Raw genomic sequence first — 14460 nt, 5'->3', positions numbered from 1 at the left:
TTGCCAACAGGGCCACAAGACACTAAATCTGAACTGGTCGGTTCAGCACTTTCCGAGAACAGGCCGACCGATATTTCTGATGCGCGTTCTGCCGGCACCGCAGGACCGCCCGTACCGAGGCAAATTTGATGCGTCTGTTTCCACTGATTGCTGCGGTCTGCGTGGGCTTTGCGCTTTATCTTTATATCTTTCAGCGCGATGCGGTCGATGCCTACCTTGCGGAAAACGAAACAGGCGAAACATCCGCAGGCACGGACACCGCGGATGCAGCCGAGGTGCCGGGCAGCGGGCTTGTCAAAGTGGTCGTGCGCCGCTCGGAAGCGCGTCAGATCGATACCGCCGTGATCCTGCGCGGACAGACCGAAGCCGCCCGCGAGGTGGATGTGAAATCAGAAACTTCGGCCCGGGTCATCTCTGAGCCCCTGCGCAAGGGCGCGCGCGTCGAAGAAGGCGAAGCGCTCTGCCGGCTGGATGAGGGCAACCGCGGCACCGCACTCGCACAATCCAAAGCACAGCTCGATGAGGCCCGCGCCCGTGTCCCTGAGGCACAGGCCCGCGTTGAACAGGCGCGCGCACAGCTTGATGAAGCGCGCATCAATCAGAACGCATCGGCCCGGCTGAGCGAAGGCGGTTTTGCCTCGACAACCCGGGTGGCGGGCGCGGATGCTGCTGTGGCCTCCGCGCTGGCGTCCGTCGAATCCGCCCGCGCCGGGCTTCAGGCGGCACAGTCCGGTATCCAGTCGGCGCAGGCCGCAGTGGCCTCCGCTGAGACCGAAATCGATCGTCTTGTAATTCGCGCACCCTTCTCGGGCCTGCTGGAAAAAGACACCGCCGAGCTTGGCAGCCTGCTGCAGCCCGGAGCACTCTGCTCGACCATCATTCAGCTTGATCCGATTAAACTTGTGGCTTTCGTCCCCGAAACCGAAGTCAGCCGCATCAGGGTCGGCGCTCAGGCCGCAGCCCGCCTCGTCACCGGGGCCGGGAGCGCCGGGACAGCCCCCCTGACCGGGCAGGTCACTTTTCTGTCCCGGTCTGCCGACGAACAGACCCGCACCTTTCTGGTGGAGATCGAAGTGCCGAACGCTGATCTCGCGATCCGGGACGGGCAGACTGCGGAGATCCTGATCTCGGCAGATGGCGCAAGAGCTCACCTGCTGCCGCAGTCCGCTCTGACCCTCAACGACGAAGGTGTGCTCGGCCTGCGCACCATCGACGCGGATGCGCTCGTGGAATTTCACCCTGTCGAGATTATGCGCGACACGCCCGAAGGCGTCTGGCTGACCGGGCTCGATGATACGGCGGACGTGATTGTACTGGGTCAGGAATATGTCATCGCCGGCGTCACGGTTGCACCGACCTGGCAGGAGCTGAGCCAGTGACGGGGATCGTCGACTGGGCTGCAGGTCGTGCACGCATGGTCGTGGCCTTTATCCTGCTGAGCCTGGTGGTCGGCGGCTATTCCTATTCCACCCTGCCCAAAGAGGGCGAGCCGGACATCGAAATTCCGGCACTTTTTGTCTCGGTTCCCTTCCCCGGCATCTCTGCGGCGGACAGCGAAACACTGCTGGTACAGCCCATGGAGACCGAGCTTGCCGATCTTGATGGCCTGAAATCCATGACCGGCACCGCGGCGGAAAACTACGCCGGTGTGGTGCTGGAGTTCGAATTCGGCTGGGACAAGACCCAGATCCTCGCGGATGTGCGAGACGCGATGAGCAAGGCCGAAGCGGAATTTCCCGACGGCGCGGACCAGTACAAGATCAATGAGATCAATTTCTCCGAGTTTCCGATCATCATCGTGAACCTCACCGGGCCTGTCCCCGAGCGCACGATGAACCGCGTCGCGCGCGATCTGCAGGATGACCTCGAAGCGGTCGATGCGGTGCTGGAAGCCGGCATCGCCGGCAGCCGTGACGAGATGCTCGAGGTGCTGATCGACCCTCTGCGGCTTGAGGCTTATAACGTCACTGCGGGTGAGCTCATCAACACCGTTCAGAACAACAACCAGCTGATCGCCGCGGGCGAGGTGGAGACGGCACAGGGTACCTTTGCGGTGAAAATCCCCTCTTCCTTTGACGACCCGCGCGACGTCTATAACCTGCCGGTCAAGACCAACGGCGACCGGGTTGTGACCCTGGGTGATCTGGCCCAGATCAACCTGACTTTTGAAGACCGCGACGGCACCGCGCGCTTTAACGGCGAGAGCTCGCTGGCGCTTCAGGTCGTGAAACGCAAAGGGTTCAACCTGATCGACACCGCAGCGCTCGTCAAAGACATGGTCGCCGAAAAAAGCGAAAGCTGGCCCGAAGGCCTGCAGGCCGCGGTCACCGTGGGCACGTCAAACGACCAGTCGCGCATCGTGAATGCCATGGTCCAGCAGCTGCTGGGCTCGGTATTCACCGCCATCGCGCTGGTGATGATCGTGGTGCTGGCGGCCCTCGGCGTGCGTGCGGCCCTGCTGGTAGGTTTTGCGATCCCCACCTCATTCCTGCTCTGCTTTGCCTTTCTGGCACTCATGGGCATCTCGATCTCCAACATTGTGATGTTCGGTCTGATCCTCGCCGTGGGCATGCTTGTTGATGGTGCCATCGTGGTCGTGGAGTACGCCGACAAGCGCCAGAGCGAGGGCTCCGGCCCCATGCAGGCCTATGTCGAGGCGGCCAAGCGGATGTTCTGGCCGATCATCTCCTCCACCGCCACAACGCTCTGCGCCTTCCTGCCGATGCTCTTCTGGCCGGGTGTGCCGGGTGAGTTCATGGGCATGCTGCCGGTCACGCTCATTTTCGTGCTCTCGGCCAGCCTCGTTGTGGCGTTGATTTACCTGCCCGTGATGGGCGGCGTCACCGGCAGGCTCGAACGCTGGATGGCCGATTACATGTCCGCGGTGGCCGGGCTGCGCTGGTATCTGCATCTGGCGCTCTTTCCCATTGCCGGCATCATGATGGCCGCTGCCGCCCTGATGCCCCTGGTCTTTGACGGGATCGGCGCGCAGTTTGCCGGAATGGACGGGCTGAACCTTCTGGGCTCGGTCGTGCCGACTTTCATCTTCGTGTTCCTGCACATTCTCATGGCAACTGCTCTGCTGGCTGTGGCTATCGGCGGATTTCTCGCTGGTCTGATCGCGCTCTTTGCGCTGATTACACGTGCCGGACGCTGGGGGCAGTGGGTCACGGCGCGCCTGTTCCGCGCCGAGCCTGACCGGATCTATGCCGGGTACCGCCGCTCGCCCTTTGGTCACGCCATCGCGGCCATTGCCGGCAACCCGGTCATGCCGCTGGTCATGGCGGGCACGGTTTTTGTCTTCGTGGGCACCGTCCTGATCTTTTTCACCAATAACAACAATGGCGTGGAGTTCTTTGTTGAATCAGAACCCGAGCAGGGCATCGCCTATGTGCTGGCGCGCGGCAACCTCAGTCTTGCGGAGAAAGACGCACTGGTCCGCCAGGCCGAAGACATCGTGCTGGCCCATCCGGGCGTGATCAACGCCTTCTCTTTTGCCGGCCAGGGCGGGCTCAACACCGACACCAGCGGCGCGGCCACACCCAAGGACACCATCGGCCAGGTGCAGTTCGAAACCATCCCCTGGGAAGACCGCGCGGACCGGCCCGAGCTGGACGGCAATATCGTCATCGCCGAACTCACCGAGGCGCTCAGTACCCTGCCCGGCGTGCGCATCGAGATCAGCGAACTTGCCCAGGGCCCGGCCTCCGGCAAGCCGGTGCATCTGCGCCTGAAAGCTGATAACTTCACCGACCTGACAGAGGCCGCCCGGATCGCGCGCGAAAAGTTCGAGGCCACCCCCGGGCTCACGCTGATCGAAGACACCCGCCCCCTGCCCGGCATCGACTGGCAGATCGACGTGGATGTGGAAAAGGCCGGCCGCTATGGTGCCGATGTGGCCACGGTGGGTGCGATGGTGCAGCTTGTGACACGCGGCCTCACGCTCGACACCATGCGGGTCGACAGCTCGGACGAAGAGATCGACATCCGCGTACGCCTTCCCGCCGAAGACAGACTGCTCTCCACCCTCGACACGCTCAAGGTGCGCACCGCCGACGGCCTCGTGCCGTTGTCAAACTTCATCACCCGCACACCGGTGCCGAAACTGGCCGAGATCAACCGTATCGATCAGAAACGCTATTTCGACGTCAAAGCCGATGTGGCGCCGGGGCTGATGAAGATTGTGGAGACCGACACATCCGGCGCCGAAGAGGTCACCACAACACTTGCCATGCTGCGTCCTGCGGGAACGGACGCCAATTTCACAGCACCCGATGGCAGCACCTTCCGCATCACCGATCGCAATGACACCAGCGGGCGCGACCTGCAGGCCGGGGTCACCGCCGGTACGCTGCGTCTTATCGCGGTGAATGCCAACGAGCGCATCGGCGTGCTCACGGACTGGCTCGACACGCGGCCCCTGCCCGACGGCATCGCCTATGAGTGGACCGGCGATCAGGAAGAGCAGGCCGAAAGTCAGGCTTTCCTGCAAACCGCCTTTTCCGCGGCCCTGGGGCTGATGTTCATCATCCTGCTGGCGCAGTTCAACAGCTTTTACAATGCGCTGCTCGTGCTGCTGGCCGTGGTGCTCTCGACCACCGGTGTGCTGATCGGGATGATCGTCATGGGCCAGACCTTTTCGATCATCATGACCGGCACCGGCATCGTGGCGCTGGCGGGGATTGTGGTGAACAACAACATCATTCTGATCGATACCTATCAGGAATACGAACGCTACATGCCCCGGATTGAGGCGATTATCCGCACTGCACAGGCACGGATCCGCCCGGTGCTGCTGACCACGATCACCACGATGGCGGGACTGGCACCAATGATGTTCGGGCTCTCGCTGAACTTCGCCGAAGGTGGTTACACCATCAACAGCCCCACAGCGCTCTGGTGGAAACAGCTTGCCACAGCGGTTGTCTTCGGGCTCGGGATTGCCACAGTGCTGACGCTGGTCGTCACACCCTCGATGCTGGCGATCCGCGTCTGGGCCACGACCTACGTCCGCTGGATTGCGACCATGCTGGCCAAGCTCTCGATGGGCCGCGCCAGCCGGGCCGCCCGCGACTGGGCACTGCAACGTGATGCCGGACGCGCGGCCTTTCAGGAGATCATCTGGGAAGAGGATGCGCCGGCTAAGACCGCCCCGCTCCAGGCCGCGGAATAGCGCCGCTCACCGGGTCGTGACGCGACGCGGGCTGATCCTGCGCTATATTGCATCTGACACTGCACAAAGGAACTGACAGATGCTGCGATCCTCCCTGCTGGCCATCGGCCTCACCCTCACAACGGCTGCGACGGCCTTTGCCGCCGACATGATCACGCGCACGAGCCCGCATTCGGTCTCCGACACAATGGACCGGCTCGAAGCTGCCGTGACAGGTGCGGGCGCCACAGTCTTTGCCCGCGTGGATCACGCAGCAGGCGCCGCGAAAGTCGATATGGACCTGCGCCCGACGCAGATGCTGATGTTCGGCAATCCGAAGCTGGGCACCCCGGCGATGCTCGACGGACAGACCGCAGGTCTCGATCTGCCGCTGCGGGTGCTGGTCTATTCAGATGCCGAAGGCGTTGTGCATGTAGCCTATCACGCGCCGGCGAGCCTCGCTGAAACGCACGGGCTGCCCGGCGATGCTGAATACATCCGCATGATGACCGGCGCGCTGGACAAGCTCACCGGCAAGGCCGTCGCGGAGTAAAGCCGTTTATGCAGGCGCAGCGCCCGCAGGTTCGAACTGCCGGCGCTGCGACCTTCATCGCCGTCCGCCGGGTACCGGACGCGATCCCGGACGGAAAGCATATGTACTGAACGCATCGAAGGCCGGTTCAGACAACCAAACGCGCCATTTCTTTCAGCACAAACAGACCGCGCTGTGCGCAGACTCCCGCTTTCGGGCCTCCGACAGCCACTCACGCGCTTGCGTTTACACTGAAGCGATGCGATATGTTATTTTATAAAATAACTAACTCCCGACCCGGACAGGAATACCAGGCATGCGTAAACAGGCAGCAACACGTCAGTCAGATGTCCTCGAGGTCCTGAAAGGGAATGAAAAACCCATGACGGCCTATGCCATCCTCGACCAGATGAAACAGGCCGAACCTGATCTCGCAGCACCGACGGTCTACCGGACGCTCGCAGCACTCACTGACCAGGGCCGGGCGCATAAGCTGGAATCAATCAAGGCCTTCGTACCCTGCCGGTGCGATCACAAAGCATCAGTTCCCGTGCTCGCAATCTGCGCAGACTGCGGGACAGTACAGGAACACGATGGCACCCCCCTGCTGCCACATCTCACTGAAATCGCAAAACAATCTGACTTTAATGCAACACGGCATATCGTTGAGCTGCACGGGCAGTGCCGGGATTGTGCCGCTTAACCCCTTCTTCTTTTAAAAAGGACTGCATCTGTGAAATCTCTTCCTTTCGCCCTTCTGATATCACTGACCGCCGCGGCAGCCACCGCCGAAGAAACCCGCCAGCTTGATGCCCATGAACACGGGGTCGGACAGCTCGATATTGCGTTTGACGGCAGTCAGATCGCAATTGAACTGCGTGCGCCCGGTGCGGATATCGTCGGGTTTGAGTATGCTGCAGAAAGCACCGCGGACCGGGCAAAAACGGACAGTGCTGTGGCAATGCTCGCCCGTCCGCTTGACCTGTTTTCACTGCCCGAAGCCGCCGGATGCAGTGTCGTCCAGGCCAGCGCGGAACTGGAAAGCCAGGAAGCGCTCGCCGATCACGACGAAAAACACGCGCATGACGATCACACCCACGACGAACATGCGCACGAGGACCATGCAGAGCATACCGATGAAGATCACGCCGCACATTCAGATGAGGCAGGTCACACAGAGTTCCATGCGCAATACCTTCTGAACTGCGCGGACCCGGCGGCGGCATCGGTCATTGAGTTTGCCTATTTCGCAACCTTCCCGAATGCGCTGGAGCTTGAAGTGCAGGTTATTTCCGACACCGGTGCCTCTGCATTCGAGGTCACACGTGATGCGCCGGTACTCGATCTGCGCGGTATGTTCTGAGCCGGCGCCGGGACGTGACGACCAGGAACCCGATCCTTGCCCTGAATGACGTCCGGTACCGCTGGCCGGGTCGGGCGTCTTTCGGGCTGGAAATCCCCGGCTTTGCGATTGCAGCCGGTGAAACCGTCCTGCTGCTGGGGGAAAGCGGATCGGGAAAGTCCACGCTGCTGTCCCTGATCTGCGGGACAATCACGCCCGCGTCGGGCAGTGTTTCAGTCGGCGGCACCGATATCGCAACCCTGTCGGCAGGACAGCGGGACAGTTTCCGGGCCGAACAGATCGGATTGATCTTTCAGCAGTTCAACCTGCTGCCCTACGCCAGCGTCCTCGATAACATACTCCTGCCTTTGCGATTTGCGCCGGTGCGCCGCAGTCGCCTCGCCTCCCCGCACCAGGCCGCCGCAGACCTCTGTGATGACCTCGGGTTGCCGCCGGATACTGTCAAAGCCCGGGCCGGCACGCTCAGTGTGGGACAGCAGCAACGCGTGGCCGCCGCCCGCGCCCTCATCGGAGCGCCGCCGCTCATTGTCGCGGACGAGCCGACCTCAGCTCTTGATGCTGCAACTCAGGCGACCTTTCTGGATCTGCTCTTTGCACAGTCCCGCGCCCACAGGAGTACGCTTTTGATGGTCAGTCATGACGCCCGACTTGCCGGTCAGTTCGACAGGGTTGTCGAAATGTCAGACGTCGTGACACCACAGAGCCAGGCCGCATGATCCTGCGGCTTGCTTTTGCCTCGCTGATGGCGCGCGCGCTCACAGTAGCGATGACAGTTCTTGCCATCGCCCTTTCCGTCGCCCTGTTTCTGGGGGTTGAGAAAGTACGCACCGGCGCGAAAGCCAGCTTTGCGGATACGATCTCGGGCACAGACCTGATTGTCGGCGCGCGGTCCGGATCGGTTCAGCTTTTGCTGTATTCGGTTTTTCGCATCGGCAATGCGACCAGTAACATGACCTGGGAAAGCTACCGCGACATCGAAGCCCGCCCGGAAGTGGACTGGATTGTGCCGGTGTCACTGGGGGACAGTCACCGCCAGTTCCGCGTCATGGGCACCACAACCGCGTTCTTTGACCGCTATAAATACCGCTCCGGTCAGTCGCTGGTGATACGCGACGGCCAGGTCATGGACGACCTCTTTGATGCAGTCATCGGAGCGGACGTCGCAGAAACCCTTGGCTATGAGACCGGCGATCCGATTGTCGTGGCGCACGGGCTTGCGTCCTTTATCGATCACGAAGATCAGCCCTTTCGCGTCGCCGGCATCCTCGCCAAGACCGGCACGCCGGTCGACCGCACCGTCATCGTCAGCCTCAAAGCGATCGAGGCCATTCACGTCGACTGGCAGAGCGGAGCGAAAATACCGGGCCGGTCCACACCAGCCGAAGTGATCCGGCAGATGGATCTGGAGCCTCAGGCGGTCACCGCCGCCCTGATCGGCGTGAAAAGCCGTCTTCAGGTATTCGGTCTGCAACGCGCTATCAATGAGTATCCTCAGGAGCCGTTGCTGGCGATCCTGCCCGGTGTGGCTCTGCAGGAACTCTGGCAGATCGTCGGGATCGCGGAAACCGCGCTGATTGCTGTCTCCGGCATGGTCGTTGTCACGGCCCTCATCGGCATGATGGCCACGATATTTGCCAGCCTCAACGAGCGCCGCCGCGAAATGGCGATTTTCCGCGCGATGGGCGCGCGGCCCCGGACCATCACCGGCCTGCTGGTGCTTGAGGCTGCTTTGATGGCTGCACTGGGCGCGGTTCTCGGCCTTGCACTGCTCTATACCGGACTGGCAATCGCCCAGCCGGTCGTGGACAGGGCGTTCGGCCTGTGGCTGCCGGTCGAAGCCCCCACACTGCGTGAGTTTACCGTTCTCGCAGGCGTCGTCTGCGCTGGTGCAATTGTGAGCATAGTACCCGCTGTCAGAGCCTACCGTATGTCCCTCGCGGATGGTATGATGGTGAGAATTTAACCGGGAGATATGAAAGTATGACACTGTCCCGCCGCGAGATTATCGCACTCTCAGCAGCCTTCGCAGCGGCACCGGGCGCAGGTTTTGCCAGCACTGCGCGCCTTGTCGGCTGGGACGATCTTATCCCGCCCGGTGTTCCCTATTCCGAAATTATCGGTGAAGGCGAGATCGATCCGGTAAACGACACCTGGCTGCCTGTGTTTGATGAAAACGCCACCAGACTGAACAGTGAACTGGATGGCGCATATATTAAGATGCCGGGCTACATGTTGCCCATCGATATATCGGCCGCGGGCGTGACGAGCTTTATCATGGTGCCTTATGTCGGCGCCTGCATTCACACGCCGCCGCCTCCCGCCAACCAGCTGGTTTTTGTTGAGAGTGAAACACCCTGGCCCGGGGACACAATGTGGGATCCGGTGTGGGTGACCGGCCTGATAACTCACGAGCTGCAGTCCACTACCGTTGCAGACATCGGATACGCAATGGCAGCTGACAAAATCGAGGCTTTCGAATGGTGAAATCTGCTCCGGACCGTCGTGCCGTTCTGGCAGCTTTGGGCGCCCTTATCCTGTCCGGAAAAGGGGCTGTCGCCCGCGACTACATTGATCTGAACTGGACCGATCTGGTGCCCGAAGGTCAGCCCGCAATCCCACCGTCCCTTCAGGGCCTGATACAGCACGACGGCCCGGACATGTCAGGCCAGCAGCCGCCCTCACAGGGGGTGCGCACAGAGTGGAACGGGGAAATCGTCCGCCTGCCCGGCTTCGTTGTACCGATTGATTATTCCCGCACGGGCGTCACCGCATTTATCCTTGTGCCCTTCGTCGGGGCATGTGTTCACGTCCCGCCACCACCGGCAAACCAGCTTGTGTTTGTTACGACGGAAAAGCCATTTGAAAGCACCGGGCTTTTTGAGCCGGTGAATGTCACCGGTATGTTCGGTACAGCATCAACCTCCACTCAGCTTGCTGATATCGCCTATGCGCTCTCAGCCGATCATATCGAGCCGTTCTGATGCCTGGCTGAACCGGTAAGATCAGACCTCCTGTCTGACGGACCTCGATGCATCTTTTTCCCGGGCCCGGAACCGCCAGGCCTGCGGGGGAAACATCCCGCACTGTCGCGTCGCGCGCTATACCGCCTCTTCGCTCTGCTGACGCCGCCAGAGCTGCGCATAGCGTCCGTCCCTGACCAGCAGGTCGTCATGGGTGCCCTGCTCGATAACCTCGCCCTGCTCCAGCACCACAATACGATCGGCTTCAGCAATCGTACTCAGACGGTGCGCAATGGTCAGGACGGTGCGCCCGCGACCGGCGTGCATCAGCGCGTCCTGGATTTCGGCTTCTGTCTCGCTGTCCAGCGCCGATGTCGCCTCATCAAGAAGCAGGATCGGCGGGTCCTTGAGCAGCGTGCGCGCAATACCCACGCGCTGTTTCTCACCGCCCGAAAGTTTGAGCCCGCGCTCGCCCACGGTGGTCTCATACCCGTCGGGCAGTGACAGGATGAAATCGTGAATCTGCGCAGCCTTTGCAGCCTCTTCAATGCCTTCCTGCGTGGCCCCGTCGCGGCCATAGGCAATGTTGTAGCGGATCGTGTCGTTAAACAGCACCGTGTCCTGGGGTACCACTCCGATCGCCCTGTGCAGGCTTTCCTGGGTCACCTGGCGCACATCCTGCCCGTCGATACGCAGCGCGCCGCCACCCACGTCGTAGAACCGGAACAAAAGCCGCCCGATGGTCGATTTGCCTGATCCGGTGGAGCCGACGATGGCGACCGTCTGACCCGGTTCGGCCACGATCGACACGCCCCTTAGGATTTCACGGTCGTCATTGTATCCAAAGCGCACGCTATCAAGTTCAATCCGTCCGCCGGTCACCTCAAGAGGGCGCGCATCGGGGGCATCGGTCACTTCGGCGGGCTGTTCGAGCAGGTTGAACATCTCGCCCATATCCACGAGCGCCTGGCGGATTTCACGATAGACGGTGCCAAGAAAATTCAGTGGCACCGTGATCTGCACCATATAGGCGTTGACCATAACGAAATCGCCCACCGTCAGGTCGCCGCGCTGCACACCGACGGCGGCCAGAACCATCACCCCGATGAGCCCGCAGGTAATGAGAAACGACTGCCCGAAATTGAGAAAGGCAAGGCTGTAATTGGTCTTGATCGCGGCCACTTCGTATTTCGCCATGGCACTGTCATAGCGGCGCGCCTCGCGCTCTTCGGCGGCGAAATACTTCACGGTCTCGAAATTCAGCAGGCTGTCGATGGCCTTCTGGTTGGCATCCGTGTCCTGGTCGTTCATCTCGCGGCGCAGCTTCACCCGCCATTCGGTCACGGCGAAGGTGAACCAGACATAGAGCCCGATGGTGACCGCAACGATCAGCAGGTACCACAGGTCAAACACCACCGCGAGGATGATCCCCACCAGCGCCAGTTCCAGTATCAGCGGACCAATGGAAAAGAGCAGGAACCGCAGCAGAAATTCCACGCCCTTGACGCCGCGCTCGATGATGCGGCTCAGACCGCCGGTCTTGCGCGTGATGTGATAGCGCATGCTGAGCGCGTGGATGTGGTTGAAGGTTTCCAGCGCCAGCATCCGCAGTGCGCGCTGTCCCACGCGGGCAAAAACCGCGTCGCGCAGCTGCTGAAAGCCGACCGTCATAAGCCGTGCAACGCCGTAGGCTACCGTCAGCCCGATGGCGCCCAGAGCCAGCATCGGCACGCCCTCTTCGGCGAGAGCATCCACGGCACCTTTGTAAAAGAACGGGGTCGCGACAGAGATCAGCTTGGACAGAATGAGCATCGCCATGGCCAGAACAACCCGGCGGCGCACCCACTGCGGGTCCTGTGGCCAGAGGTAGGGCATGACCTTGCGGATCGTACGCAGACCGGAACGGCGTTCCTCTTCCGCGGCGCGCTCGTCCGCTGCGGTGGTATCGTCCTGAGCTGTGGTGTCGGAGGGCATGAATATTCCTGGCAGAGCGGTAAGGTCTGTTACCTAATCCTTTCCCCCCCGCTTGGCCAGTCGGTGGGACGCATAACCTGCCCTGCGGGTTTAATTATCAACCGGCAGATCAAAGACCTGGCCGGGATAGATCAGGTCCGGATCCCGGATCGATGTCCGGTTGGCCTCAAAGACCTGAACATAGAGCAACCCCTCACCATACCGGTCGCGCGCAATCGCCCAGAGCGTGTCACCGGCCTGTACGGTAATCGCGCGCACGGTTCCGTCCTGCTGCTGGTTTGCAGCCTGCGCTTCCGCCAGCACGTCGGGTTCTTCGCGTTTGAACGGGGTCTCGATGCGGCTGGTGACCTCCCCCTGTGCGCTCACGGCATCGACCCGCAGCGTGTAGATGCCGGCATCCACATCCGGCACCTCGCCCCGCCAGATGCCACCGGCATCCATCGGCAGCGACAGGATCGCGCGGTTATCGAGATAGACACGCACCTCACGTGCGTCCCTCCCGGCCCGGCCGGAAAGCTGCACCACGCCGTCGGCAGAATACCCGATGGTATCGAGCTGAATGCTGTCCGGTGGCGTGGGCGCATTCTGCAAAAGCGACACACCTTCAGCATCCGATTTCAGGACAGCGATCTCCTGCCGGGCGGTGGTGCCGGTCTGTGGCGCCTGCGGGATCTGCGGTGCCTGTGCTGTGGCTGCGGGTGCAGGGTCAGTCGTCGTTTGCGGATCTGCGCCCGCGCTCTGCTGAGTGGTGGCAACCGTCCCGCTGTTCTCCGCCGTAGCAGGGCCCCCGGAAGCAGTTGCCGGCGCCGTGCTCACAGATGCCAGGTCCGTGGCACCGGGGGTGGTCGGAAATGCTTCTGACTTCGCGGTCGTTTCTGCCACGCCGGCACCACCTGCCACCTGCGAAGGTGTCTCGGTGGTATCGTCTGCGGCGTCAGGTGCTACGGTCTGACCCGCATCAGGGTCGGTGGCCGCAACGATGTCAGTCGCCGGCGCACCCGCATTGCTGCCGGCTGCTGCTGCCGCATCCTTTTCCGGCGCAGCCGCCGGGCCGCTTTGCACCAGCGGTCCGGAACCGCTACCGGCATCCCCTGATACCCCCTGGCCGGCTACCGGTTCGGACGCGGGTGCGGCCTCAGCCACCACGATCGGCGCCGCGACAGGGGCCAGAATAACCTCGCCGGCCGAGGCAGTCACAACATCCCCGTCGATGGCTTCGAGCGTCAGGACCCGTGCCGCATCAGACGGCCCGATCACAGCAACAGCGGCAAATGCGCCGCGGGCATCGGCCTGCGCAACGCCAGCCTCTGCACCATCCAGCAGAACGCGCACCCGGCTTCCCGGGGCGGCGCGGCCGGCAACGATCAGTATGCCGTCACCGTCAACCCGCACCTCATCAACAGACGGCACAACCGGGGGCACGTTTCCCGGGCTCCCCGCCACACCTTCTGCTGCTGTATCCCCACCGGCCGTCTCACCGGTCTCGTCGCCACCGGCAGGAGCCCCGGCTCTACTGCTGGTTTCTTCCGGGGCCGCTTCCGCCGGCGTCTCTGCCGGAGCGGCAGGCACAGGCATCGACGGCGTGCCGGGCGCGGGTGTGTCATCAGCGTCCCCGCGGCCGGGAGCCACAAGCGCAGAGAGTTCCTCCTGCGTCGGCCCCTCACTTTGCCGCATGCCAAGATACGTACCCGCAGAGATCACAAGCGCAATCACGATGCCGGCCGTCAGCAGCCCTGAGCCACCCCGTCCACCGGCTTCTCCCCTGTCGAACATAACCGTTTTCTCTTTTTTGTGTATCGTCTTACGCGAGCAGAGCGCAGACATTGAGCCTACATAGCAACTGCTTTAACACGGGTCAAAACCCATCATGTCACTTTCGGGGCATGACCCGTGCCGTGAAAGGATCCGATATGCCCCCCAGATCAGTCTGCGTCTACTGCGGCTCGCGCCCCGGAAATGACCCTGCCTATATGGCAGCCGCCGAAGCGGTCGGCAGAGTTCTGGCCGATGAGAACTGGCGTCTCGTCTATGGCGCGGGCGATGTGGGGCTCATGGGGGCAGTCGCCCGCACCGCTCAGTCGGCAGGCGCACAGACCTTCGGCGTCATCCCGCAGCATCTGGTGGCCTGGGAGGTCGGCAAAACTGATCTGACCACCTATGTGGTCACCGAAACCATGCACGAGCGCAAAAAGGTGATGTTCATGAACTGCGACGCAGTGGTGGTTCTGCCCGGCGGGGCCGGCTCACTGGATGAGCTTTTTGAGGTCCTGACATGGCGACAGCTCGGGCTGCACGAAAAGCCCGTTTTTCTTGTAAATACAAATGGCTACTGGGATCCTCTTACCGCTTTGCTGCGCCATGTGACGGATCAGGGGTTTGCGGCCGAAAGCCTGCACGGCTTCTATCAGACCGTCACCGATGCCGAAGAATGCCGCACGGCATTGCGCAAAGCGCTGGCCTGAGCCCTGACTGGCTGACG

General features: G+C 62.1%; 12 protein-coding genes. 10 read left to right on the top strand and 2 right to left on the bottom strand.

The window, feature by feature from the left end; all coding sequences use genetic code 11:
* Positions 1-128: 128 nt before the first annotated feature.
* From G3256_RS05550 to G3256_RS05510, 9 genes are all read left to right on the top strand, one after another.
* A complete protein-coding gene (locus G3256_RS05550; protein WP_169639874.1) occupies positions 129-1379 on the top strand; it encodes an efflux RND transporter periplasmic adaptor subunit in 1251 nt (416 codons plus the stop codon).
* Complete coding sequence (locus tag G3256_RS05545) at positions 1376-5173, top strand: efflux RND transporter permease subunit (RefSeq protein ID WP_169639873.1); 3798 nt, start codon at positions 1376-1378, stop codon at positions 5171-5173. Before G3256_RS05550 ends, G3256_RS05545 begins: the two co-directional genes overlap by 4 nt.
* 79 nt (positions 5174-5252) lie before the next feature.
* Positions 5253-5705 (top strand): DUF302 domain-containing protein, encoded by a 453-nt coding sequence (locus G3256_RS05540; RefSeq protein WP_169639872.1) that lies wholly within the window; start codon positions 5253-5255, stop codon positions 5703-5705.
* 295 nt (positions 5706-6000) lie between these two features.
* Positions 6001-6387 carry a Fur family transcriptional regulator gene (locus G3256_RS05535; RefSeq protein ID WP_169639871.1) on the top strand — a complete coding sequence of 129 codons (387 nt, stop codon included), beginning with the start codon at positions 6001-6003 and terminating at the stop codon, positions 6385-6387.
* Between the two features lie 30 nt (positions 6388-6417).
* Positions 6418-7047, top strand: a complete 630-nt coding sequence (gene zrgA, locus G3256_RS05530) for a zinc uptake protein ZrgA (protein ID WP_169639870.1) — start codon at positions 6418-6420, stop codon at positions 7045-7047.
* A gap of 14 nt (positions 7048-7061) precedes the next feature.
* A complete protein-coding gene (locus G3256_RS05525) occupies positions 7062-7763 on the top strand; it encodes an ABC transporter ATP-binding protein (RefSeq protein ID WP_169639869.1) in 702 nt (233 codons plus the stop codon).
* Entirely contained in the window at positions 7760-9010 is a 1251-nt protein-coding gene (locus G3256_RS05520) for an ABC transporter permease (protein ID WP_169639868.1), read from the top strand. Before G3256_RS05525 ends, G3256_RS05520 begins: the two co-directional genes overlap by 4 nt.
* 17 nt (positions 9011-9027) lie before the next feature.
* The gene (locus G3256_RS05515; RefSeq protein ID WP_169639867.1) at positions 9028-9531 is read left to right on the top strand and encodes a DUF3299 domain-containing protein; all 504 of its coding nucleotides are present in this window, start codon (positions 9028-9030) and stop codon (positions 9529-9531) included.
* Positions 9525-10028 (top strand): DUF3299 domain-containing protein, encoded by a 504-nt coding sequence (locus G3256_RS05510; protein ID WP_169639866.1) that lies wholly within the window; start codon positions 9525-9527, stop codon positions 10026-10028. Before G3256_RS05515 ends, G3256_RS05510 begins: the two co-directional genes overlap by 7 nt.
* Positions 10029-10145: 117 nt before the next feature.
* Here the strand turns inward: G3256_RS05510 and G3256_RS05505 are convergent, their stop codons facing one another.
* Together G3256_RS05505 and G3256_RS05500 are read right to left on the bottom strand one after the other, a co-directional pair.
* Positions 10146-11981 carry an ABCB family ABC transporter ATP-binding protein/permease gene (locus tag G3256_RS05505; protein ID WP_169639865.1) on the bottom strand — a complete coding sequence of 612 codons (1836 nt, stop codon included), beginning with the start codon at positions 11979-11981 and terminating at the stop codon, positions 10146-10148.
* A 90-nt stretch (positions 11982-12071) separates the two neighbouring features.
* A complete protein-coding gene (locus tag G3256_RS05500; RefSeq protein WP_246227796.1) occupies positions 12072-13754 on the bottom strand; it encodes a LysM peptidoglycan-binding domain-containing protein in 1683 nt (560 codons plus the stop codon).
* Between the two features lie 137 nt (positions 13755-13891).
* Between G3256_RS05500 and G3256_RS05495 the strand changes: the two genes are divergently transcribed.
* The gene (locus G3256_RS05495) at positions 13892-14443 is read left to right on the top strand and encodes an LOG family protein (protein ID WP_169639864.1); all 552 of its coding nucleotides are present in this window, start codon (positions 13892-13894) and stop codon (positions 14441-14443) included.
* The last annotated feature ends 17 nt before the right edge of the window (positions 14444-14460 follow it).

Origin of the sequence: Roseobacter ponti, from assembly GCF_012932215.1 — a bacterium.
GTDB classification, from domain to species: domain Bacteria; phylum Pseudomonadota; class Alphaproteobacteria; order Rhodobacterales; family Rhodobacteraceae; genus Roseobacter; species Roseobacter ponti.
This window is presented reverse-complemented; position numbering and strand designations above follow the sequence as displayed.